Annotated in this window: 22 protein-coding genes and 1 tRNA gene; 12 read left to right on the forward strand and 11 right to left on the reverse strand. The window is 57.9% G+C overall.

What is annotated here, in order from left to right; translation table 11 throughout:
• Positions 1–56: 56 nt before the first annotated feature.
• Together ADM64_RS02515 and ADM64_RS02520 are read right to left on the reverse strand one after the other, a co-directional pair.
• Positions 57–626 (reverse strand): hypothetical protein, encoded by a 570-nt coding sequence (locus ADM64_RS02515; RefSeq protein WP_049193046.1) that lies wholly within the window; start codon positions 624–626, stop codon positions 57–59.
• Positions 627–628: 2 nt separating this feature from the next.
• The gene (locus ADM64_RS02520) at positions 629–892 is read right to left on the reverse strand and encodes a helix-turn-helix transcriptional regulator (protein ID WP_042388879.1); all 264 of its coding nucleotides are present in this window, start codon (positions 890–892) and stop codon (positions 629–631) included.
• A gap of 133 nt (positions 893–1,025) precedes the next feature.
• On the opposite strand from ADM64_RS02520, the gene ADM64_RS02525 reads away from it, so the two are divergent.
• The 6 genes from ADM64_RS02525 to gcvT all read left to right on the forward strand — a co-directional run bounded on the left by ADM64_RS02525 (position 1,026) and on the right by gcvT (position 8,912).
• The gene (locus ADM64_RS02525) at positions 1,026–1,892 is read left to right on the forward strand and encodes an aldo/keto reductase (RefSeq protein WP_049193047.1); all 867 of its coding nucleotides are present in this window, start codon (positions 1,026–1,028) and stop codon (positions 1,890–1,892) included.
• Positions 1,893–1,953: 61 nt separating this feature from the next.
• Positions 1,954–2,706, forward strand: coding sequence for an enoyl-CoA hydratase (locus tag ADM64_RS02530; protein ID WP_048733677.1), 753 nt, complete (start codon positions 1,954–1,956; stop codon positions 2,704–2,706).
• A 41-nt stretch (positions 2,707–2,747) separates the two neighbouring features.
• Positions 2,748–5,201 (forward strand): HAD-IC family P-type ATPase, encoded by a 2,454-nt coding sequence (locus tag ADM64_RS02535; protein ID WP_049193048.1) that lies wholly within the window; start codon positions 2,748–2,750, stop codon positions 5,199–5,201.
• 226 nt (positions 5,202–5,427) lie between these two features.
• Positions 5,428–5,805, forward strand: a complete 378-nt coding sequence (locus tag ADM64_RS02540) for a DUF485 domain-containing protein (protein ID WP_016423298.1) — start codon at positions 5,428–5,430, stop codon at positions 5,803–5,805.
• A gap of 2 nt (positions 5,806–5,807) precedes the next feature.
• Positions 5,808–7,460 (forward strand): solute symporter family protein, encoded by a 1,653-nt coding sequence (locus ADM64_RS02545; RefSeq protein WP_049193049.1) that lies wholly within the window; start codon positions 5,808–5,810, stop codon positions 7,458–7,460.
• 279 nt (positions 7,461–7,739) lie between these two features.
• A complete protein-coding gene (gene gcvT, locus ADM64_RS02550) occupies positions 7,740–8,912 on the forward strand; it encodes a glycine cleavage system aminomethyltransferase GcvT (RefSeq protein ID WP_016423296.1) in 1,173 nt (390 codons plus the stop codon).
• Positions 8,913–9,098: 186 nt separating this feature from the next.
• Here the strand turns inward: gcvT and ADM64_RS02555 are convergent, their stop codons facing one another.
• Positions 9,099–9,734 (reverse strand): hypothetical protein, encoded by a 636-nt coding sequence (locus ADM64_RS02555; RefSeq protein ID WP_049193050.1) that lies wholly within the window; start codon positions 9,732–9,734, stop codon positions 9,099–9,101.
• Between the two features lie 281 nt (positions 9,735–10,015).
• Here ADM64_RS02555 and ADM64_RS02560 point away from each other — a divergent pair, with 281 nt between their 5' ends.
• Positions 10,016–10,591, forward strand: a complete 576-nt coding sequence (locus ADM64_RS02560) for an RDD family protein (protein WP_049193051.1) — start codon at positions 10,016–10,018, stop codon at positions 10,589–10,591.
• 14 nt (positions 10,592–10,605) lie between these two features.
• On the opposite strand, the gene ADM64_RS02565 is transcribed toward ADM64_RS02560, so the two are convergent.
• Together ADM64_RS02565 and ADM64_RS02570 are read right to left on the reverse strand one after the other, a co-directional pair.
• Positions 10,606–11,466: a siderophore-interacting protein gene (locus ADM64_RS02565; protein ID WP_016423293.1), complete on the reverse strand. Its 861-nt coding sequence runs from the start codon at positions 11,464–11,466 to the stop codon at positions 10,606–10,608.
• A gap of 197 nt (positions 11,467–11,663) precedes the next feature.
• Positions 11,664–11,736 (reverse strand) — tRNA-Arg (locus ADM64_RS02570).
• 275 nt (positions 11,737–12,011) lie between these two features.
• Here ADM64_RS02570 and ADM64_RS02575 point away from each other — a divergent pair.
• Together ADM64_RS02575 and cobF are read left to right on the forward strand one after the other, a co-directional pair.
• Positions 12,012–12,293: a hypothetical protein gene (locus ADM64_RS02575; protein ID WP_016423292.1), complete on the forward strand. Its 282-nt coding sequence runs from the start codon at positions 12,012–12,014 to the stop codon at positions 12,291–12,293.
• Complete coding sequence (cobF, locus tag ADM64_RS02580; RefSeq protein WP_016423291.1) at positions 12,244–13,092, forward strand: precorrin-6A synthase (deacetylating); 849 nt, start codon at positions 12,244–12,246, stop codon at positions 13,090–13,092. Before ADM64_RS02575 ends, cobF begins: the two co-directional genes overlap by 50 nt.
• A 30-nt stretch (positions 13,093–13,122) precedes the next feature.
• On the opposite strand, the gene ADM64_RS02585 is transcribed toward cobF, so the two are convergent.
• The 3 genes from ADM64_RS02585 to ADM64_RS02595 form a co-directional block, all read right to left on the reverse strand.
• The gene (locus ADM64_RS02585) at positions 13,123–13,524 is read right to left on the reverse strand and encodes a hypothetical protein (protein ID WP_042388876.1); all 402 of its coding nucleotides are present in this window, start codon (positions 13,522–13,524) and stop codon (positions 13,123–13,125) included.
• Positions 13,525–13,641: 117 nt separating this feature from the next.
• Positions 13,642–15,429, reverse strand: a complete 1,788-nt coding sequence (locus tag ADM64_RS02590) for an acetyl/propionyl/methylcrotonyl-CoA carboxylase subunit alpha (protein WP_042388874.1) — start codon at positions 15,427–15,429, stop codon at positions 13,642–13,644.
• A gap of 420 nt (positions 15,430–15,849) precedes the next feature.
• Entirely contained in the window at positions 15,850–16,734 is an 885-nt protein-coding gene (locus ADM64_RS02595) for a sulfurtransferase (protein ID WP_049189714.1), read from the reverse strand.
• 363 nt (positions 16,735–17,097) lie between these two features.
• On the opposite strand from ADM64_RS02595, the gene ADM64_RS02600 reads away from it, so the two are divergent.
• Positions 17,098–18,156 (forward strand): Cj0069 family protein, encoded by a 1,059-nt coding sequence (locus ADM64_RS02600; RefSeq protein WP_049189713.1) that lies wholly within the window; start codon positions 17,098–17,100, stop codon positions 18,154–18,156.
• A gap of 65 nt (positions 18,157–18,221) precedes the next feature.
• Here the strand turns inward: ADM64_RS02600 and ADM64_RS02605 are convergent, their stop codons facing one another.
• The gene (locus ADM64_RS02605) at positions 18,222–18,824 is read right to left on the reverse strand and encodes a Maf family protein (protein ID WP_016423286.1); all 603 of its coding nucleotides are present in this window, start codon (positions 18,822–18,824) and stop codon (positions 18,222–18,224) included.
• Positions 18,825–18,983: 159 nt separating this feature from the next.
• On the opposite strand from ADM64_RS02605, the gene ADM64_RS02610 reads away from it, so the two are divergent.
• Both ADM64_RS02610 and ADM64_RS02615 read left to right on the forward strand, forming a co-directional pair.
• On the forward strand, positions 18,984–19,196 hold the full coding sequence (locus ADM64_RS02610; protein WP_048733637.1) for a helix-turn-helix transcriptional regulator: 213 nt from the start codon (positions 18,984–18,986) through the stop codon (positions 19,194–19,196).
• A gap of 2 nt (positions 19,197–19,198) precedes the next feature.
• Complete coding sequence (locus ADM64_RS02615; protein WP_049193052.1) at positions 19,199–19,741, forward strand: hypothetical protein; 543 nt, start codon at positions 19,199–19,201, stop codon at positions 19,739–19,741.
• Positions 19,742–19,877: 136 nt separating this feature from the next.
• Here ADM64_RS02615 and ADM64_RS02620 read toward each other — a convergent pair whose 3' ends face one another.
• Both ADM64_RS02620 and ADM64_RS02625 read right to left on the reverse strand, forming a co-directional pair.
• Positions 19,878–20,138, reverse strand: a complete 261-nt coding sequence (locus tag ADM64_RS02620; RefSeq protein ID WP_016423284.1) for an acyl-CoA carboxylase epsilon subunit — start codon at positions 20,136–20,138, stop codon at positions 19,878–19,880.
• Entirely contained in the window at positions 20,135–21,763 is a 1,629-nt protein-coding gene (locus ADM64_RS02625) for an acyl-CoA carboxylase subunit beta (RefSeq protein WP_016423283.1), read from the reverse strand. The genes ADM64_RS02620 and ADM64_RS02625 overlap by 4 nt, the downstream gene beginning before the upstream one ends.
• Positions 21,764–21,855: the final 92 nt, after the last annotated feature.

Genomic DNA, 21,855 nt, shown 5'->3' on the forward strand with positions numbered 1-21,855 from the left:
GATCCTTAGATTGAGGAGTAAAGGGCAGGGGAGGGATATGAGTTTTTGAGCCCGTACTAGTCGTCGCGCAGATTCCAGGCGTAGACGACGGTGGGCAGCGTGGAAATGTAGAGGAAAGCGATAATCCCGAAGATTCCGAAGCTGTACGGAATGTAGTGTCCCCAGGCAGGTTGTTCGTTCAGAACATAAGTGCCCACCAGAACTAGAGCGAGGAAGGCCACCAAGCCGAAGTAGGTGAAGCAGCGATATGTCAGCCCCCGCAGGTTCAGAATCTGTTCCTGCTGGTATTCGTCCAGTAGCGAGGTCGGTGCGCTGTCAACCATGTCGACTGTGATGTTGAGGCTGGTCCAGACGACGACCATGATGAGGGAAATCACTGGCCAGAGCAGAGAAAACCAGCCCGGGAAAATATCGGTCAGACTACCGAGAAGCGCGATGCCGCTCAGCAGCATCAGCACAAGGCATACCTCGAATGCGATGACCAGCTTCCGCCGCGCCGCCTGGTTGCGCCACTTGGGCAACCAGCTTGACATCTGCTCGACACGCTTTGTGTACTTCGCTTCGCGCCGGGCTTCTAGCTTTTCGAAAAAGTTCGGTGTTGCGTTTTCAGTCCGAATAGCTGGCATCGTTAGCTTTCCTTTCGGTATAGGGCAGAGGACATGGGCTTGAATTCCTCGCGAGAGAACACCGCCTCAACGGGGAGATCGAACACCGCGCAGATGCGAAATGCCAGATCCAAGCTGGGGTAGTGGTCACCTCGCTCCAACGCGCCAATCGTTTGAGGATTGACCTCTACTTGTTTGGCTAGTTCGGCTCGGCTGAGTCCGTGTTCTGCCCGCAGCACTGAAATTCTGTTGAATATCGGTTCTTTGGGTTTAATCTTTGGGGACACACTCCAAAGTGTTGTATAAACACAACGCTGCGTCAACTGTTTACAACAGAATGAAGCGCACTCACCTTTCTAAACCGCAGGTCAGCGGGGTAGAAAAAATCTAAAAAACTTTCAGTCCGTACACTCGGTTGGCATGACCACACTCAATCTGAAGTACGATGCAGCGACAACCGGAATTGCCAACGTGGAAATGGTCGATGGCAACGCCATCCCGATTCTGGGGTTCGGTACCTACAAGCTCGACGATGAGCAGGCGCGCGAATCCGTGCGCTACGCCCTGGAAGTCGGCTACCGCCACATCGACACCGCATCGCTCTATCGCAATGAGCGAGGGGTTGGGCAGGGTATTGCTGATGCGGTCGCTGCGAACGTCGTAAAGCGTGAAGATATCTTCGTGACCACGAAGGTCTGGAACGATGCGCAGGGGTCGGCGGCGACGCGCGAGTCCGTGCGGGCATCTTTGGAACGGCTCAGCCTTGACTACGTTGACCTGGTGCTTGTGCACTGGCCGGTGGAGAAGCAGGGGACGTTTGGGCAGTGTTTCGATACGCTGCTGGAGCTCAAGCGTGAGGGGCTGATTCGCTCGGTTGGTGTGGCGAACTTTTACCCAGAGGTGCTCGACCAGCTCTCGGAGACTCCGGTGGTCAACCAGATTGAGCTGCATCCGCAGTTCCCGCAGAATGAGCAGGTTGAAGACGATCGTCGTCGCGGTATTGTCACGCAGGCTTGGTCGCCGTTGGGGCGCGCGAAGTACTTTGAGGGCTCGCCGATTGCTGAAATCGCAGATCGCCTGGGTAAAACTCCCGCCCAAGTTGCTATCCGCTGGCACCTTCAGCGTGGCATCGTGGCCATCCCGAAGTCGGGCACGCCGTCGCGCATCAAGGAGAACTTTCAGGTCACCGACTTTGAACTCACCGACGAGGACATGGAAACGATTGCGTCGATGGCGCGTGCCGACGGGCGCCTGAGCGGCGACCCGCGGGTATTCGGCAACGAATAAGCGAATTTAGATTTGCTTATAGCCCCATCACTATTGGTATTTCGCGGGTAGCCTAAATGCTATGACGAACCCAGCATCTGAAATCCGCGTCGAAGCCGACGGCGCAATTGTCACTATCACCATCGACCGAGATCATAAGCGCAACTCCTTGACTGCCGACGTGTGTCGTGACATCGCCGATGCGGTGGAAGCTGCCGCTGAGGTTCCAGAGCAGCGCGTTATCCTACTGCGCGGCGAAGGTCGTGCTTTCTGCGCTGGTGCTGACCTGAGTGGCCAGCATCATGAAGATTCCTTCCACGAACAGCTACGTCGAATGCTGCGCACAATCGAGGCCAGCCGTCTGGTGGTTATAGCGGATGTGCAGGGGCCGGCTGTCGGGGCTGGTATGCAGCTGGCGATGGCGGCCGATTTGCGCGTCGTGGGTGAGCGCGGCTGGTTTATGATTCCGCCGGTCAAGCTCGGTATCGCTGTCGATGCCTGGACAATTCGCCGCGTACGCGTACTCGTCGGCGGTGCCCGCGCCCGCACTATTTTGTTGGCGGCCGAGCGCATGGATCAGGAAGCCGCCCGCGGTTGTGGTCTGGCTTCCTACCTCGGTGGTCCGGACAAGGCGGAGGAGGTAGCGCTTCGTATCGCCACCTACGCGCCCCTGTCGCTGGCCTACCACAAGGCAGTGCTCAACGACGATGAGACACATAGCCCGTTGAAGGACTACCAGCAGGAGCTCTACGACACGGTGTGGGCTTCCGAGGATGCTGCGGAGGCATCGAAGGCGCGAGCCGAAAAGCGCGAACCAAATTTCATTGGCAAATAGGTCGAATAGGTTCAGCAATTAGGCGAATAGGGTAGGCAGGCATGGGCTCGTGGAAAACTCCCGACAGTGGTCTTACTCAACAGCAGGTCCAGCAACGCATCGAGTTGGGGCACGTCAACGAGCTGCCGCCAACATCCGGGCGCAGTGTGTGGGACATTATCCGTGCCAATGTGTTTACCCGGATTAACGGTATTCTCGCTGTTTTATTCGCAGTCGTGCTCTATACCGGCTCAATCGTCAACGGTGCCTTTGGTCTGCTGATTATCGCCAACTCTATCGTCGGCATCATCCAAGAACTGCGTGCCAAGCGCACACTGGACAAGCTTTCCATTGTCGGCCGTGCAAAACCCATGGTCATTCGCGACAGGGAGCCTGCTCGCGAGATCGACCGCGAGTCCGTCGTCCTCGACGATCTCATCGAGGTTGGTCCCGGTGACCAAATCGTCGTTGATGGTATTCTCCGCTACGCCTCTGACGTGGCTGTCGATGAGTCCTCTCTCACCGGTGAATCCGATGCCGTCGATAAGAGCGTTGGGGACATGGTCTACTCGGGTTCCTCGGTCGTGGTGGGGTCGGCGCGATATCAGGCCACCAAAGTGGGCAAGGAGGCTTACGCCGCCAAGCTCGCAGCTGAGGCCAACAAATTCACGCTGACTGATTCCCAGCTCTTCCGCGGCATCAACAAGATCCTGACCTACATTTCCTGGATTCTCATTCCCGTCGGCGCCTTGGCAATCTATACGCAGCTCTTTGTCGCCGGCGATGATTTCAACGATGCGCTGCTGGGGATGGTCGCCACGCTGGTGCCCATGGTCCCTGAGGGGCTTGTCCTCATGACCACCATCGCATTTGCCCTTGGGGTGGTGCGCTTGGGGCGACATCGCGTGCTGGTCAATGAGTTGCCCGCCATCGAAGGTCTCGCGCGTGTCGACACCGTGTGTGTCGACAAAACTGGCACGCTCACCGAAAATGCGATGCAGCTAGTGGAAGTCGACATCGTATCGGGTGACGGTACCTCCCGCGATGAGCTCGACTCCGCACTCATCGATCTGTGCAAGCTCGACGATCGTCCCAACGCAACGGCTCGTGCACTGCTCGATGGGCTTGCGGACGCAGGGGACGTCGTAAAGCATGAACAAGCCAGAACCCGCCCCTTTGCCTCGGCGAATAAGTGGTCGGCGCTGACGTATCACGGCGGTGCGACGTGGGTTTTCGGCGCGCCCGATGTGCTTGTCGACGACTCCGCGGTCGGCATGCAGAAAGCTCGGCAGCTTATGGAGGAAGGACTTCGTGTGCTCCTGCTCGCGCGGACATCAGTTGGGGCAGATGACCTGCCCGGCGGTGCGCTGCGGAAGAGTGGCGAGGTGGAGTTGGAGCCAGTCGCACTTGTCGTGCTGGGGCAGAAGGTGCGTTCAGATGCGGCGGACACGGTGGCCTACTTCTATGAAGAAGGCGTCGAGGTCAAGGTCATTTCTGGTGACAATGACCGCTCCGTGGGGGCTGTTGCACGTGAGCTGGAAATGGAGGGGGCTAACAATCCTGTCGATGCGTCTGAGCTTCCGGTCAGCCGCGATGAGAATAGCGAAGCCAAGCCCACCGAGATCCGCAACGAGTTCGCAGACATTGTGGAGTCGCGGCAGATCTTCGGCCGTGTCACGGCCGAGAATAAGCGCGATATGGTTCATGCGCTGCAGTCGCGGGGGCATCATGTGGCGATGACCGGTGATGGTGTCAATGATGTGCTGGCGCTAAAAGCGGCGAACCTGGGCGTGGCTATGGGCGATGGGGCGCCGGCGACACGTTCGGTTGCGCAGTTGGTGCTGTTGGATAATCGCTTCGCCGTGATGCCGATGATTGTGGCGGAGGGGCGTCGCGTCATTGGCAATATCGAGCGCGTGGCCAACCTCTTCTTGACGAAGACTATCTACTCGGTGGTGCTGGCGCTGGCTGTGGGGCTGTGGGGGATGGATTATCCATTCGAGCCGATTCATGTGACCATTACGGGATGGTTCACGATTGGAATCCCGGCCTTCGTGCTGTCGTTGGCTCCTAACTTGGAGCGTGCGCGCGATGGTTTCGTACGGCGCGTGTTGCGCTTAGCGATACCGGCGGGCATCACGGTGGGGTTGTTGACCTTCATGTTTTGGTTGTGGGCAAACCCGGGAGTCGACGCCAGCGATGCGGCACGAGGGGAGGCGTCTACTGCGGCCCTCATTGTGCTGATTGTTTCGGCATTTTGGGTTTTGGTGGTCGTGGCTAGGCCATACACCTGGTGGAAGGTTCTGTTGCTGGCGGTATCGGCAGGAGCCTACCTGTTCATCTTCTCGGTTCGTTCAGTGGCCACAGTGCTTAATCTGTACTGGGTAGGGCGGGAGCTGTTGATTCCCGCGCTGATTGTGGGAGCCATCGGTGCGGGCATTATCGAAGCGCTGTGGTGGTGGCGTCAGAGTAAGCCATTGCCGGAAGAAGCGGAGAACACGAGTACAACGGCGTAAATGGGGGTAGTAAAAACGGCGCCTAAGTATGCAGGTAATGGCGTTTTTGGGGGTGCCTTAAGGCTCGCTGAGAAGTAGTTAGCCGCATTTAACTTCTTTGCTAACTGTGTTCCAGGTAACTTTGTTTCCACACATAATGAAAAATGTGGTGCATGGCACACCCTCGGGGTGGCTGTGCTGGACCTCATTACGAACACCTGCATAACTTCCTGGAAAGGATTAGCCCGTGTCCGCAACTCCCTTGCCGGCAGACCGGCATAAGCCACAGGCGGCCGAGTACCGCTACGTGCAAAACTCAGCGCAGTTCCAAGAGCTCCGCTCTACATTCCGTTCTTTCGCCATCCCGATGACCGTCGCAGGTCTGGTGTGGTACATCGCATTCGTTCTGTTTGCGACGTTCGCGCCAGACCTCATGGCGACTCCCGTACTAGGCAATATCAACCTGGGCATCGTCCTTGGTCTGCTTCAGTTCGTGACCACCTTCGCCATCACCTGGGTGTACATCAACTTCGCCAACAAGAAGCTCGAGCCGATGCAGGCAGAGCTGCGCGAGGCACTGGAAAGCGGAGAAATCGCTGAAATCGTCGCAAAGAAGGAGGCATAGGCATGCTGACTAGTTTCTTTGCTGCAGATGACACTGCAGCAGCAGGTAACCCGATTCTCAACATCGCGGTCTTCGTCGCCTTCATTGTTGCGACCATGTTCATCGTTACTCGAGTGGGCAAGGGCGGAAACAAGGGAGCATCAGACTTTTACACCGGTGGCGCACAGTTCTCCGGTACCCAAAACGGTCTTGCCATTGCGGGTGACTACCTCTCGGCGGCTTCCTTCCTCGGTATCGTCGGCGCCATCGCGCTGACTGGTTACGACGGATTCCTTTACTCCATCGGCTTCTTCGTAGCCTGGCTGGTCGCGCTGCTGTTGGTTGCAGAGCCGCTGCGAAACGTCGGTAAGTTCACCATGGCCGACGTGCTGTCCTTCCGTCTTAAGCAGCGCCCGGTACGTACTGCGGCTGCTATCTCGACCCTCGCGGTGACCCTGTTCTACCTCATCGCGCAGATGGCCGGTGCAGGTTCCCTGGTCGCCGTGCTGCTCAACATCCACGACTCCACTCAGCAGTCCATCGTTGTCGCAGTCGTCGGCATCATCATGGTTGCCTACGTCCTCATCGGTGGTATGAAGGGCACGACTTACGTGCAGATGATTAAGGCCGTCCTGCTGGTCGGTGCTGTCATCATCATGACCCTGATCATCCTGGTTGGCGTTAAGGGCAACTTCTCCCAGCTCCTGCAGGACGCAGTGGACATGCACGCAAGCTCGGATTACATCGCCGAGAAGGGCTACGAAGCCTCCGCCATTCTTGAGCCGGGTCTGAAGTACGGCGGCTCCTTCGTCCAGCAGCTGGACTTCGTCTCTCTGGGCCTGGCACTGGTCCTCGGTGTTGCTGGTCTGCCACACGTGCTCATGCGCTTCTACACGGTGCCGACCGCAAAGGAAGCTCGTAAGTCCGTGACTTGGGCAATCATCCTCATCGGTGGTTTCTACCTGCTGACCCTGGTGCTCGGCTACGGTGCTGCTGCACTCGTCGGCCCGGACCGCATCATGGCCGCGCCGGGCGGGGCCAACGCTGCAGCTCCGCTGCTGGCCTTCGAAATCGGTGGCTCCATCTTCATGGCTGTGATTTCCGCAGTGGCGTTCGCTACCGTGCTGGCCGTGGTCGCTGGTCTGGCAATTACCGCTTCCGCGTCTGTCGGCCAGGACCTCTACCAGGCCGTGATTCGCAAGGGACAGGCCACGGAAGCCGAGCAGGTTCGTGTCTCCCGCATTACCGTTATCGTGCTGGGTGTTGTCGCCATTATCCTCGGCATCCTGGCCATGGGGCAGAACGTCGCCTTCCTGGTGTCGCTGGCCTTCGCAGTGGCAGCATCCGCAAACGTGCCGACCATCCTGATGTCCCTGTTCTGGAAGCGCTTCAACACCGCAGGCGCAGTTGCCTCCATGTACACCGGTGTCATCGCCTCGCTGGTTCTGATTATCTTCTCCCCGGCAGTCTCCGGCGCTGAGTCCTCGATGATTCCGTCCGTTGACTTCTCCTGGTTCCCGCTGACCTCGCCGGGTCTGCTCGCAATCCCGCTGGCGTTCCTGGCTGGCATCATCGCCACCTACATGGGTAAGCCGGATAACTTCGATGACCTGGCAGCTGAGATGGAAGTTCGCTCCCTGACCGGTGTTGGTACCGAGGCTGCGGTTGATCACTAATAACCACTGAGCCTTTGGCTGGCAACGCTGCCCGAACAGCTCGGCCAAACTCAATTAACTGAATAGACAAATGCAAAAGCCCCGTTATCGTCACTGGTAGCGGGGCCTTTGTGGTGGGCGCGGGGTCGTCGTCAAGCATGTGCGAATCAGTGCATGATAGTTAATGGACGGGCCTGTTGCCCTGGCTCCGCAGGGGCTCGCGGAAGCGAGCGCGGAGTCTTAGATATAAGGTGGGAAGGTAACAATCTGGTTTGCCCCACCGCAATAATTGGAGTGTGTATGACTGACAATTCTGGCGCTTCTGAGAACAACAATTCTTTCCGTAGCGCCCTGCATGATGAGCACGTAAGCCTTGGCGCAGAAATGCGCAATGTTGGTGGCTACGAAGTGCCGTTCCGCTACTCTTCGGAAATTGCAGAGCACAACGCAGTGCGTGAGGCCGTTGGTGTTTTCGACCTGTCGCTGATGGGTATCATCCGCGTCACTGGTGAGGATGCGGCGGCGTTCCTTGCACACTCCCTGATTTCGGCAATCAAGCCGCTGGCGTTGGGTCGTGCCAAGTACACCATGATTGTGCAGGAAGACGGCGGCATTATTGATGACCTCATCATTTACCGCCTCGGTAGTCACGAATTCATGCTGGTGCAGAATGCCGCAGCCGCTGAAGATGTGTACTCGACGCTGCGCGAGCGCGTTGGTGGCTACAACGTCGAGGTTGAGCGCATGAATGACAAGAATGTGCTCCTGGCCATTCAAGGGCCGAAGGCTGCGAAGCTTCTGCGCCGTCTGTTGCCACAGGATCTGCACGCGACTCTCGATGGCATGAACTACTACTCTTGCACTCTGCTCGAGGTCGCAGGTGTGGAAATGATTGTTGCCCGAACCGGCTACACCGGTGAGGACGGCTTCGAGATCTTCCCGCCGGCTGACCGCGCCGTCGAGGTCTGGCGTGCAATCATTGCAGCAGGTGGCAAGGTGGAAAACCCGGAGGATCCGGCTGACAACGGCGCTGACCTCGGCCTGCTGCCGTGTGGTCTGGCCTGCCGCGACACCCTGCGTCTTGAGGCCGGTATGCCGCTCTATGGCTACGAGCTGACTCGAGACCGCACTCCGCTGGAGGCCGGCTTGAAGTCCATCATGGGGCCGACCAAGGGGCAGTTTATTGGTCGCAATGCCCTGATTAACCGTCCGCAGTCGAAGGAGCTGCTGGTTGGTCTGCGTTTCTCCGGTGATGAAGCTCCCAAGCGTGGCACCAAGCTCATTGATGCGGAAGGTAACGAGGTTGGTGTGCTGACTTCCGCCAAGGTGTCGCCGACTTTGGGCCACCCAATCGGTTTTGCATACGTTCAGCGTTGGCAGTCCTCCACTGGCACTGAGCTGACCGTTGAAGGCGCCGACATTACCGCCACCGTCGTGCCGACGCCGTTCTACAACCGCCGTCACCGCAAGTAGGGGAGCGCGGGTGCTCCGCCGCATTGTGGCGGGCTCAGATCTGTTCAGGTTCGTCTCTTCGTATCTGTTGGGTAAATAAAAAATCCGCTGCAGAATTTTTGCAGCGGATTTTGGTGTTTTAGGGCGAGCTAGCGCACCTCACCTAACTAAGTCCCGAGCCGACGAACCTCGCCGTCCGAGACGAACCTAGCGGAACAGGCCGGTGAGCCCTTGATTATCTTCGCTTGGCTGCTCGTCTTGCTCCGATTCCGATTCCGTCGGCTCGCCGGAGGTAGTCGGAGTCGTTGAAGTATCGGGCGGCGTGGAAGAATCAGAGGTCGTCGAGCTCTCCGTCTCACTAGTCTCCGTTGTGCTCTCGCTCGGAGTCGTCGGCTCAGGTTCCTGAGGCTGTGGCTCAGAGGTCGTCGAAGTAGTGGAGATCCACATTTGCTGCGATGTCGGGTTCGCGGGGGTTTGCTGCAGCACCGTCCACACCTCCTGCTCGCCGACTTGTGCGCATTCAAGATTCTGGCCGTTGGCGCTCATTCGTATTTCGCCGGTCTGGTTCGGGCACAGCTGCCCGATGCGCGGCGTACCGCCTTCTCGAACCTTTGGTCCCGTCGTCGTCGGCGAGCTTGTCGACGACGCCGTAGTAAGCGAGCTTGACGACGAGGTTTGCGTCGCGGCAACCTCCTCGCTTTCGCTGTTGGCGCAGCTGGTGGCCGTGGCTGCGAAGGTGAGGAAGCAGCAGGCCAGCGCCAGCTGCCGGCGGTTCTTGCGCCGGACGGCAGTGAGTTTAGGGTGCTGTACGGCTGACAGCTGAGTTCGCGTATTCACATCCATCTCACTTTCTGGGCTTCTCGGGCCTGCGTCGCGTGGTTTAATTCTCGGCTTTCTGGGGCGGCGTCTCCTGAAAAACCACTGGGGGTGCCAGCTATAGGGGAACTTGCCAAGTTATTGGCAAGGTAGTTGCTGACACCCAATAGATAGGTTGATTCAACCGGCAACTATACAGTCAACTTTTCGATTTGCATACTGGATGCTTCTAATCGTGGCAGAACGGGTGCGGTAGGGAAAGGCAATTCGTCTGTGAAGTCATAAGTGGTTTTGATAGCGTGTGTCCCATGTATCGGCGCACCCCGAATCGATTCCTCGTAAAGAGTAATGCGGATTTGTTCGCTCGGCGCAGTGGCGCGTGGATACTGGATTCGTTCCTTGTAGGAATCTTTGTTGCCATCATTGTGGCACTTGGCAAACTTGCGTGGGAAGCAGCCATGGCGAACTGGGCGCTGCCGAGTCCGCCAGAGTTCAGGATTTTGTATGGTGTCATATTCCCAGCTGTCTTTTTCTTTGTGCGCGTGGTTGCAGAGGCTCGCGGTGAACAGACGTTTGGTAAAAGCGCATTTTTGCTACACGTTGTTCCAGCGCGGAAAGCAGACTCTGGGGCAACTCCGTTCGAAGTCGCTCAGCCAGAGGGAACATCGGAGCTCGAATCAGGAGACGATTCTTGGCACAGAGGTTGGCGGGCAGCGGTACGTAATTGTTACCTATTGTCGCTGATTTTCTTGCCTACGGGTTTTGAGCCAAACGTTGAACTGTTTTTTGGTGTCCTGATGATTTGGGTTGCTGTTTGCCGCTGGCACCCATTCGACTGGTTGGCAGGAAAACGCGTCGTTGTTGAAAGGCGTAGCGAGCGCTAACGTTCGAGCAAGCGTCAGGCCCTGGCTCTTTCCTCCTCGGCCTCAACCTCAGCGTTGAATTCTCGTTTAGAAGACTGCCACTGGTCTTCGGTCATACCGATACGCCAGTAGCCAGAAATGGAAACGTCTTTCTTCGGGATCTCAGATTCGACGAAGAGGAAGCGGCGCAATTCCTTGATCATCTCGGCGACACCGTGGATGAACCAGCTAGTTTTCTTACCTTCTGGAATGCCCGCCTCGCGCACTGCGCGGGATAGCTCTGTGCCGTGGGTTGCGCCGTTGCGGAGGACCCAATGGACTTCCACACCCTCTCGGGTTGGGAGCTCAAACTTCCGATCTTCGGACTCGATTTCGATGTATGCGGTTGCGGTCGTGCCTGCTGGGAGGTGCTTCAGTCCGGCGCTGATAGCTGGCGCTGCGGACTCGTCTCCGGCGAGTACAAAGTGTTCATATTCTGCTGCAGGTCCCCATGCGCCTCCTGGCCCTAAGAAGCCACGCTTGTCTCCGATTTCGGCTACGCGTGCCCACGGTCCAGCCAGGCCGGAATCGCCGTGGGTGACGAAGTCGACGTCAAAGTCGCCGGTTTCGGAGTCCACATTAATCAGAGTGTATGTGCGGGTGATTGGCAGTTTGTCTCGCGGCTGTTCGGCGCGAATTTTCGCAATATCGAACGGCCAGGAGTAATCAGCGTCCTCTGGCACAAACAATAATTTGATGTAATGGTCGGTAAACTCCAGCTCCTTGCCCACAAATGCAGGCGAGTTCATGCTCAAACGAACAAGGTCTGGGGAAATCTGGCGACGTCCAGTAACTGTTGCCTCGTGTGCCTTACGGGGCTTACGCTTCGGTGCTGCTGCTTTAGCTAGGCCAGCCATAGTTGTCACTGTCCTTCAACAAGTCTTGGGCTGTTTTGTACTGGCGGAAGTCTACACGCCACGTGATTAGGTAAGCCTAACACAAGTGTTTCTGGAAATTGCTGGGTGATGCGTTCTCAGGAGGGGGCGTAGTGGCCGGTCGTGAGAAAAACAAAGAACCCTCGCGCCCTATATGTAAAAGGTCACGAGGGTATTTGTGCCCCAGAGAGGAATCGAACCTCCGACACCGGCTTTAGGAGAGCCGTGCTCTATCCACTGAGCTACTAGGGCAATCATCTTCCGGGTAAAACAGCCGTGAAAACACATTCTCGGCGGCCGGAAAATTACTTCATCACTTTAACGCATCTGCGAGCTCTAGTGGCAATTGGGTCCTCGACCTGACACGCAAACATGCAGGAAGCTCGCTATTACCCCCATGTGCTTTTGTGCTCGGCGGTGCCGCCCGGAATCTGGCTAACATGGTTTATAACGAGCGACTTTCTTGCGCTTGCGGTCGCAACAGCGCTACTTATTTTCCGGTCGCTGTTTTGGAGGAGGATGACAATATGATTAAGCCAACTTTCACGGATGTCAACGGTGTCAAGATTAAGTGCTCCATGACCACGGACTCGGACAAGCCGCACCTTTTGGTTTCGCGCATGGAAGATGATGGCTCTTTGACTCCGATTCTGGAGATGAACGTGTACGACTCCAAGTACATGGCCAACGCTTGCGAGATTTACTTGAAGCAGGCCGCTTCGGCTAACCTCCAGGGTTCGATGGCTGGCCTGTCTCCAGATGAGATGGCTGAACAGTTCGGTTACGAGGGAGATCCGACCAATCACTAGTCGAAACGACGCCGCCCGCACTCAGGCCGAGAGCCCTGTATACAGCGGATATGTCGATGTAGACGTCATCGGAATCGGCGCCGGTAGTCCGAGCCACATTACGCTCGAGGCTATCGGCGCTCTTGCTGATGTCGACGTAGTTTTTGCTCTCGACAAGGGTGATGCCAAAGCGGACTTGTTGGCTGCGCGACAGGCGATCGTCGATAAGCATGCGCCGCATGTCGAACTCGTTACCGTTCCCGACCCGCCACGTGACCGCACGCCCGATAACTACGGCGCAGTCGTCCGTGACTGGCATCAGCGCCGTGCAGAGCTGCTTGCCGACGCCTTCGTCGCTCACCTCGGACGAGAGGGCAAGCGCCGCGGTGCGTTCTTGGTCTGGGGTGACCCCTCCTTGTATGACTCAACATTGCGGATTTTGCAGCGCGTCCGCGACCTTGGGCTGGACGTGCGCTCGCGAGTTATCCCCAGTGTGACGGCGATTTCCGCGCTGACCGCAGCGCATGGAGAGTGCCTGAACCAGATTGGTAAGCCGGTATTGATTACCACTGGTCGGCGCCTGGGGGAGCGTGCGCCTGGCATGGATGCGGTGGTGATGCTCGATGGCGGTGCAGCCTGGCTCGAGCACGCGGACCCGGAGGAAGAGATTCTCTGGGGTGCATTCCTGGGAACGGAGCTGGAGACGCTCCGCCGTGGTCGCGTTGGCGACGTCGGCGAAGAGATTGCGGAGCTGAAAAAGAAGCTCCGTGCGGAGCACGGTTGGATTATGGATATCTACCTGCTGCGTTCCGGCGCCTAGGACTGAGCAGTCGCAGCGGTGCCAGTTCGGCTAGCTGACTTTCTTGCCCAAGAAGCCCTCTGCCCATCGGTGGAGGGCTTTTTCGGCGGCTTCGACGCCGTCGGCGACGGTTACCTTGGTGAGGACCTGATCGTCGTTAGGCAACACGCGTGCGGGATCGCCTGCGGGACGGACGGTGATGCTGACGTGGTCGGCATTGATGACCTCGACGGTTGCTAGTGCGAGCATCTCGACGTTCGTCTGCTCAGCAACCGCAAAGCGGTAGGCGGTGTCGTTTTCCCACTCGGTGGTGGAGTTCCGAAGGAACTCGGCGACGGAGTCAGGGGCCAATTCTGTGAGTAATTGGGTTGCGACCGGGGCGTCATCGACGCGGGAATCGTGGCGCAGCGGACGGCAGTAGAAGCGGCCGGCATTTACTTCCATGGGTTCCATACCGTCCACTCTAGACGTCCTGAACAGTGTTTAAGGGCGCCGGGGGAGGGGCTGAAAAGAATCAAGCGGGGCTGGCTGCGAATCCCATCGCAACCAGCCCCGCTTAGAGCTTTAGAACTACTTCAGTTCCATCAGGACATCGCCCTTGCCGACACCTGAGCCAGCCTCGGTAGCCAGACCCGTGACAACGCCGTCCTTGTGAGCCTTGACTGGGTTTTCCATCTTCATGGCCTCAAGGACAACCACGGTGTCACCCTCGGAGACTTCCTGGCCCTCTTCGACGTTGACCTTGATGACGGTGCCCTGCATCGGAGCAACCACAGCGTCACCGGAAGCGGCCTTCTTGGAACCGCCAGCGCGCTTCTTCTTGCTCTTCTTCTTGGCACCAGCGTTGCCGCCGCCCAGAGCCAGGTCGCCCGGCAGGGCTACCTCGACGCGGCGACCGTCGATCTCGACGACAACCTTCTGAGCCGGAACGGTGTCGGTGTCAGCGTCGGAGTCACCGTCGTACGGAGCAATCGGGTTGTCCCATTCCTCTTCAATCCACTTGGTGTAGACGTCAAACTTCTCGCCATCGCCGACAAACGCCGGGTTCTCCACAATGTGGCGGTGGAACGGAATGACCGTTGCCAGGCCCTCAACCTGGTACTCGGACAGAGCACGAGCGGAGCGGCGTAGGGCCTCTTCGCGGGTCTCGCCCCAAACAATCAGCTTGGCCAGCATGGAGTCGAACTGGCCGCCGATGACGTCGCCCTCCTTGATGCCGGTGTCCATGCGGACACCCGGGCCGGACGGTTCGACGTACTTGGTGATGGTGCCCGGAGCCGGCATGAAGTTGCTGCCGGCGTCCTCGCCGTTGATGCGGAACTCGAAAGCGTGACCGCGCATCTCCGGGTCTTCCTTGATGGACAGTTCCTTGCCTTCAGCAATGCGGAACTGCTCGCGGACCAGATCGAGGCCGGTAATTTCCTCGGTGACCGGGTGCTCCACCTGTAGACGAGTGTTGACCTCGAGGAAGTTAATCAGACCGTCAGCGCCAACCAGGTACTCAACGGTGCCCGCACCGTAGTAGCCAGCCTCGCGGCAGATGTCCTTAGCGGACTGGCGCAGGCGCTCATCCTGCTCTGGGGTCAGGAACGGAGCGGGTGCTTCCTCGACGAGCTTCTGGAAACGACGCTGTAGCGAGCAGTCACGGGTGGAGGCGACAACGACGTTGCCGTGCTTATCAGCGAGAACCTGGCACTCGACGTGGCGTGCCTTGTCCAGGTAGCGCTCTACGAAGCACTCACCGCGACCGAAGGCCGCAACGGCCTCACGGGTAGCGGACTCGTAGAGGTCGGCGACCTCTTCCATCTTGTGTGCGACCTTCATGCCGCGGCCACCGCCACCGAAAGCGGCCTTAATGGCGATTGGCAGACCGTGCTCCTTAGCGAACGCGACGACCTCGTCTGCATCCTTAACTGGCTCCTTGGTGCCTGGAGCCATTGGAGCGTCAGCCTTCAGCGCGATGTGACGAGCGGTGACCTTGTCGCCCAGGGCGCGGATGGACTCTGGTGACGGGCCAATCCAGATCAGGCCAGCGTTCTCAACAGCCTCAGCGAAGTCGCCGTTCTCCGACAGGAAGCCGTATCCCGGGTGGATGGCATTAGCGCCGGACTTCTTTGCGGCGTCCAGAATCTTGTCGAAAACTAGGTAGGACTCAGCGGAAGTGGTGCCACCGAGAGCAAAAGCCTCATCCGCCATGGTCACGAAAGGAGCGTCCGCATCCGGCTCAGCGTAAACGGCGACGGAAGGAATGCCGGCGTCCTTCGCAGCGCGAATAACGCGAACGGCAATCTCGCCACGGTTGGCGACGAGAACCTTCGTGATTTTTTCAGTGGTCTGCTCGGACACGAAATCCTCCATTTTTCGTGGGCACCCCGAGAATTGGCCCTCGGGGCAAGGTTGCGACAGTCATTTGTAGGAATCACAAGCAGCACTGCAGTTAACTGAGTGGTGAACCGCAATGCGGTTCACCACGCGGTAGCTAACAGCGTGTGACCCAATGTCTCCATTGTGTCACAGGTGCGGTAAGCAACCTCTTTTTGCTCGCTACATAAGGGGGTAGGGATTGTGGTCTTGAGCAGCGTTCAAGTGGTCATGGGGGCAGCTGAAGTGGCTATTTTCCGCCCAAAAACCTAGGTTTGTGGTTAAAATCATCACCCAAGAGTGCAAGAGCCGCCCCCTTGATTGGGGGCGGCAGGGGGAAACTAAATCTCCGGTGTAGCGTCAGCCGCTGACGCTGGAAAAACGGTGGGGGAAGCGCCCACCGGTTGCGTCGATCGCCTACAGGCTTCCCGGCTCCGAACCGTGGGCAATGGGCATGCCAATCATATTGCCCCACTCAACCCACGAGCCGTCGTAGTTGCGAACATTCTCGTGGCCGAGCAGGTGGTGCAGTACAAACCAGGTGTGCGCGGAGCGCTCGCCGATGCGGCAGTAGACAATCGCCTCATCTTCAAATTGGACGTGCGCGTAAATCTGCTCGAGCTCTTCGCGATCGCGGAAACGCGAGTTCGGGTGAACGGACTGATTCCATGGAATGTTTACCGCGGTTGGAATGTGGCCACCACGCAGGACGCCTTCCTGTGGGTAATCGACCATGTGGGTTCGTGCACCGGCATACTCCTCCGGAGTGCGCACGTCGATAATCGGAGCCTTTCCAATGAGCTCACGTGTATCGCTGAAGTAGGCGCGCAGTGTCTTGTCGTCGCGCTCGACGACAGGGTAGTCAGTGCGTGGGTAATTGGGGACCTCGAAGCTCGTGTCTCGTTCTTCAGTCATCCAGGCATCGCGGCCACCGTTAAGCAGGCGCACGTCGGGATGCCCAAAAAGCTCGAAGACCCAGAGTGTGTAGGCGGCCCACCAGTTGGACTTGTCGCCGTAGATTACGACGGTGTCATCGCGCGAGATGCCCTTCTCGCGCATGAGCTCGGCAAAGCCTTCGGCGTCGATATAGTCGCGGCGCACGGGATCGTTAAGGTCGTGATGCCAGTCGATGCGAACCGCGCCCGGAATATGTCCAATGTCGTAGAGCAGTGAGTCCTCGTCGGATTCAACAACGCGCAGACCGGGAGAGCCCAGTCGGGCAGCAAGCCAGGAGCTAGAGACGAGGCGCTCAGGGTGGGCGTACTGCTGGAACTGGGGGTGCGGGTCGTGCGGAACAGCCATCGGATACTCCCTTGGCGCAAGTTGGGTGGGTGGGACTTTCTGACGTTTATCGTCAATTGCATATCTAGTTTACGGGTCGCGTGGCGAACGGCGGAATAGTCCCCAGTGTGAGCGCTTTCCGACGGCAACAATTGCGTCCGCGGCCACCCTGGGATACGCCTCACAGTTGGGGGTAAAAGCAGTGTTTTCAGCGCGCTTGGAGTCCAGGTAGTGCCCTAAAATTTAGCTGAGAGTTAGCGCAAAAACTGTGTTGATTCGTATCACTGGAAAATGGGCTGAAATGGGCTATCTGCCTGGGTATTCGCTGCGTTACGGAGACAATTGAGTGCCGGAAGTCCATGTATTTTCTTAAAAGGAGTGCCTGTGCACAAGAACATTGTTGTATTCGAGATCGAGGGCGGCTCGGACAAGTACTTCGACGGACACCGCAAGGACACCATGCCAATCGTCAACGCTATCCGCGAAGCCGGTTGGTCCGCTGAGGTCGTCTACTACCGACCGGAGTGGAAGGACGACCTGTACGACTACGTCTCCCAGAACTTCGACGGCTACATCTCCCGCGTAAACCCGGGCAACATCCCGGGTGGTGAGAGGGGCTACTTCGAGCTTCTGACCAGTCTCTCGGTCGCTGGTTTGGTTGGTATGTCCACCCCGGGCGAAATGATGGCCTACGGCGCAAAGGACGCACTGGTCAAGCTCAAGGACACCGACCTGGTTCCGTCTGACACCGCTGCATACTACGACGTCGAGGCATTCCACAGCACTTTCCCGACCTCCCTGTCCTACGGCGAGCGCGTCCTCAAGCAGAACCGTGGCTCCACCGGATCTGGCATTTGGCGCGTGCGTATCGCTGACGAAGAGGTTGCTAAGAACGTTGAGCCGGGCACCCCGCTGCCGCTGAACACCAAGCTGAAGTGCACCGAGGCCGTGGACAACCACACCGAGACTCGCGAGCTCGGCGAGTTCATGGATTTCTGCGACCAGTACATCATCGGCGATAACGGCATGCTCGTGGACATGCGCTTCATGCCGCGCATCACCGAAGGCGAAATTCGCATTCTGCTGGTCGGTCCGCACCCGGTCTTCGTGGTTCACAAGAAGCCGGCCGAGGGCGGCGACGCTTTCTCCGCAACCTTGTTCTCTGGCGCGAAGTACACCTACAACAAGCCGGAAGAGTGGCAGGACCTCATCGACATGTTTGCTGAGGCTCGCCCGGTCATTGCCGAGAACCTCGGTGGCGACAATATCCCGCTAATCTGGACCGCTGATTTCATGCTGGCAGACGGCGAGGACGGCGAGGACACTTATGTTCTCGGCGAGATCAACTGCTCCTGTGTCGGCTTCACCTCCGAGCTGGATATGGGTATTCAGGAGCTTGTTGCTCAGGAGGCCATCAAGCGCGTTGAGGCTGCTAACAAGTAGTCTCAACAGCTAAGAAAACCGCACCAATTTGGTGCGGTTTTTGCTTTACGACGTCCTTGCGATGCCTACCGATTCCAGAACTGGGAGACCGAATAGCCGTAGCGATACAGAGCTCGGCGCACGACAGGTAGCGACAGTCCGATCACACTGGATGAGTCGCCATTGATGCCATCGACAAACCAGCCGCCTAGAGCCTCCAAAGTAAACGCGCCAGCGCACTTCAGCGGCTCGCCCGTCGCAGCGTAGGCACGGATGTCCTCTTCTGGGACTTCAGCGAAATCGAGGGAAGTAATCGCCACCTCAAGGTGCTCGCCCTTTGGTGTCACGACACAGTGACCAGTAATCAGCTCAGCCGTCCGGCCACTCTGTTGATGCCAGCGCTCAATGGTCTTTTCTTCCGTGTGGGGCTTGCCCTGCAACTGCCCGTCGAGAAGCAGCATTGAATCCCCGCCAATGACAATGTCATTGGGGTAGGCCGGAGAGGCAGCGTGTGCCTTGGCCTGTGCGAGTTCCTCGACGATGCGTACCGGCGATGCGTCCGGAAGGGCTGTGATTACGGCATCCTCGTCGACGTTGGGCGCTACTGTGATGGGCTCGATGCCTGCAGAGCGCAGAATGTGCAGTCGCGAAGGGGAAGTGGAAGCCAAGACGATTCGGGGGCTGCTCATAGTTAGTGATTTTAGTGAGGGCGGAATCGTAAAGCCTAATTTTTGTGGCAAACATGCGTGGGGTTGGCCCGATTGTAAGAACAGGCAGATTTTTTTAGATGGCAGCTGCCTTCTAGTGATGTAAAGTAAAGTGGACATCAAGTTAAAGAAAGTACACAGATGAGTGGGGAAGAACGTTCGAACCAGGTCAGGAGATACCGACGCTGGTTGGAGCTGAGCCAAGCGGATTTAGCCGCGAAGGTGGAGGTCTCGCGGCAAACCATTGCAAATATCGAGCGGGGAAATTACTCGCCTTCGGTGTATTTGGCGTTGCGTATCTGCAAGGTACTGGGAAAAACAGTCGAAGAAATTTTTGGTGAGGAAGGATACTGACAATGTCCTATGCGGATGTCGTAATTGAACGCAACAGCGCCACGGTGGACGATGAGTATCAGCAGATGTTGCTGCATAAGTCCTACACGTACGGGTTCACAATGATGATGTGGGCTAATTACGTGCTTGCAACGGTACTGATTTGGCTCATTCCAGAGCCAAAGATGGTGGGCGTGACAGTGGCAATCATCTTGATGCCGCTGGTTGGACTCCTGTTTTCGCAGCGGTGGTTGCGACGTCAAGTGCCAATGCCGAAGATTAATGGTCTTACAAAAGGCGAGATTGCAGCACTCGTAGCCGTCATTGGGCTGTGGCTGATTGGTTTTATCAGAGTGCAAATGCTCTCTGAGGCAAGCGCTGGTGGGGCACTATCGGAATCGTGGGGATTCATTGCCGGCGCTGTGGTGGGTGCTGCCATCGGTCTGGCGTTTGTGTATTTCCTGTTCAAGGTGGTGTGGCCGGTAGCTCGCAACCGTGATCAGCGTCGGCTGGACCGGGAGCTCGATGACGAGTTTGATGGCGAGTCGCTGGGTGAACAGCGCTAGTAATAAGCAGTGGTCAAGGCTAAGGCAGTAACAAAAACCAAAGCGCCACCATCGGAAAACCCGATGGTGGCGCTTTGTGCTAGCGAATCGACGCAGCTAGCGTGCGGTAACGACTACGCGGTAAGCGGTAGCTGTACTAGTAGAAATGGACGTTGCGGAACGTGCCCGGTACGTGCTGGTGCGGCTGGTGGAAACCCTCTTCCAGCCGACCCCAGTTGTTGCGCGGGCCGCGGTCCTCTGGGGCACCGCCGGCTGCTGCCATACCTGCGAACAAAAGCGCGAGCGTGGCGGTTTCAGCGTCTGACGGGTTGCCCTTGAGGACGGACATGAACGGTGCAGCCGGGGCTGTAGCGGCGTCCTTGTCTTCGGTTGCTGGGGTGTTTTTGGAATCGGTCACAGCGGAATGTTCCCATGCTTCTTGGCGGGTACGTTAACAACCTTGCGATCCAGCAGACGCAGACCCTCGATAATCTGGCCGCGGGTCTCGCTCGGCGGGATAACGGCGTCGATGAAGCCGCGCTCAGCAGCCATGTACGGGTTGACCAGGGTGGCCTCGTACTCTGCCTCGTACTCCTTCTGCAGTGCGACGACATCCTTGCCCTCGGCCGCAGCAGCCTTGAGCTCCTTGCGGTAGATGAAGCCGACAGCGCCGGAAGCACCCATGACCGCAATCTGAGCGGTCGGCCATGCCAGGTTGATGTCAGCGCCCATGTCCTTGGAGCCCATCACACAGTAAGCTCCGCCGTAGGCCTTACGGGTGATGACGGTAATCTTCGGGACGGTGGCCTCAGCATATGCGTACAGCAGCTTGGCGCCACGGCGGATGATGCCGTCGAACTCTTGGTTGGTGCCCGGCAGGAAGCCTGGAACGTCAACCAGCATGATGATCGGAATGTTGAAGGCGTCACAGGTGCGGACGAAGCGAGCCGCCTTCTCGGATGCCTTGATGTCGAGGCAGCCAGCGAACTGAATCGGCTGGTTGGCGACGAAACCGACCGAGCGACCCTCCACGCGACCGAAGCCGATGACCACGTTCTGTGCGTAGTCCTCCTGAATTTCCAGGAAGTCCTCGTCGTCGACCAGACGGGTGATGACGTCCTTGATGTCGTACGGCTGGTTTGGGGAGTCCGGAATCAGCGTGTCGAGCTCGAGGTCAGTCTCAGTGATGTTGTCAGCGATGGAGCCCTCGAACGGCTCAGCCTCCATGCGAGGAGCCTCAGCGCGGTTGTTGGACGGCAGGTAGCTGACTAATTCCTGAACGAAAGTCAGAGCGTCTTCGTCATCAGCGGCGGTGTAGTGCGAAGTACCGGAGGTGCTCATGTGAGTACCAGCGCCACCCAGCTCTTCCTGTGTGACCTCTTCGCCAGTGACGGTCTTAATAACGTCCGGGCCGGTGATGAACATCTTGGAAGTGCCATCGACCATGACAATGAAGTCGGTCAGAGCCGGGGAGTAGACGTGGCCACCAGCGCAGGCGCCCATGATCAGGGAGATCTGTGGGATAACACCAGAAGCCTGGGTGTTTCGGAAGAAAATCTGGGAGTAGAGGCCGAGGGAAACAACGCCCTCTTGGATGCGGGCACCAGCACCCTCGTTGATGCCGATAATTGGGACACCGGTCTTGATGGCCAAATCCATGATCTTGACAATCTTTTCACCGTAGACTTCACCGAGCGCGCCACCGAAGATGGCGCCGTCCTGCGAGAAGACACAGACCTGGCGGCCATCGATGGTGCCGTAGCCTGTCACAACACCGTCAGTGACAGGGCGCTTGGCGTCGAGGCCGAAGTTCTTGGAGCGGTGACGTGCGAGAGCGTCAACCTCCACGAACGAGCCCTCGTCCAAGAGGAACTCGATGCGCTCACGAGCGGTCATCTTGCCCTTGTCGTGGACGCGGTCAATGCTGGCCTGGCCCATTGGAGCCTGGGTCTCTGCGAGACGGGCTCGCAGATCGGCCAGCTTTCCAGCAGTAGTGGTCAAATCCGGGGTTTCACCGGTTGATGTATTTGCGGCAGTCGTCATACCAACTAGTTTACGTTTCGAAAACGGGGGGAGGTAGTTGGGGGCAATCGCTGTTAACAAAAGTAGGGGTAATGACTAGCTCGTTGTACAGC

Source organism: Corynebacterium sp. 401_CJEI (assembly GCF_001076435.1).
GTDB classification, from domain to species: domain Bacteria; phylum Actinomycetota; class Actinomycetes; order Mycobacteriales; family Mycobacteriaceae; genus Corynebacterium; species Corynebacterium jeikeium_D.

Bases quoted from the DNA above. Each gene is read 5' to 3' on its own strand.
- ADM64_RS02605 (WP_016423286.1), bottom strand. From the start codon at position 18,824: ATGAGCAGCCCCCGAATCGTCTTGGCTTCCACTTCCCCTTCGCGACTG.
- ADM64_RS02530 (WP_048733677.1), top strand. From the start codon at position 1,954: ATGACGAACCCAGCATCTGAAATCCGCGTCGAAGCCGACGGCGCAATT.
- ADM64_RS02560 (WP_049193051.1), top strand. From the start codon at position 10,016: ATGTATCGGCGCACCCCGAATCGATTCCTCGTAAAGAGTAATGCGGAT.
- ADM64_RS02625 (WP_016423283.1), bottom strand. From the start codon at position 21,763: ATGACGACTGCCGCAAATACATCAACCGGTGAAACCCCGGATTTGACC.
- ADM64_RS02595 (WP_049189714.1), bottom strand. From the start codon at position 16,734: ATGGCTGTTCCGCACGACCCGCACCCCCAGTTCCAGCAGTACGCCCAC.
- ADM64_RS02555 (WP_049193050.1), bottom strand. From the start codon at position 9,734: ATGGATGTGAATACGCGAACTCAGCTGTCAGCCGTACAGCACCCTAAA.
- ADM64_RS02610 (WP_048733637.1), top strand. From the start codon at position 18,984: ATGAGTGGGGAAGAACGTTCGAACCAGGTCAGGAGATACCGACGCTGG.
- ADM64_RS02590 (WP_042388874.1), bottom strand. From the start codon at position 15,429: ATGGAGGATTTCGTGTCCGAGCAGACCACTGAAAAAATCACGAAGGTT.
- ADM64_RS02515 (WP_049193046.1), bottom strand. From the start codon at position 626: ATGCCAGCTATTCGGACTGAAAACGCAACACCGAACTTTTTCGAAAAG.
- ADM64_RS02545 (WP_049193049.1), top strand. From the start codon at position 5,808: ATGCTGACTAGTTTCTTTGCTGCAGATGACACTGCAGCAGCAGGTAAC.
- ADM64_RS02525 (WP_049193047.1), top strand. From the start codon at position 1,026: ATGACCACACTCAATCTGAAGTACGATGCAGCGACAACCGGAATTGCC.
- ADM64_RS02575 (WP_016423292.1), top strand. From the start codon at position 12,012: ATGATTAAGCCAACTTTCACGGATGTCAACGGTGTCAAGATTAAGTGC.
- ADM64_RS02585 (WP_042388876.1), bottom strand. From the start codon at position 13,524: ATGGAACCCATGGAAGTAAATGCCGGCCGCTTCTACTGCCGTCCGCTG.
- ADM64_RS02615 (WP_049193052.1), top strand. From the start codon at position 19,199: ATGTCCTATGCGGATGTCGTAATTGAACGCAACAGCGCCACGGTGGAC.
- gcvT (WP_016423296.1), top strand. From the start codon at position 7,740: ATGACTGACAATTCTGGCGCTTCTGAGAACAACAATTCTTTCCGTAGC.
- cobF (WP_016423291.1), top strand. From the start codon at position 12,244: ATGAGATGGCTGAACAGTTCGGTTACGAGGGAGATCCGACCAATCACT.
- ADM64_RS02565 (WP_016423293.1), bottom strand. From the start codon at position 11,466: ATGGCTGGCCTAGCTAAAGCAGCAGCACCGAAGCGTAAGCCCCGTAAG.
- ADM64_RS02535 (WP_049193048.1), top strand. From the start codon at position 2,748: ATGGGCTCGTGGAAAACTCCCGACAGTGGTCTTACTCAACAGCAGGTC.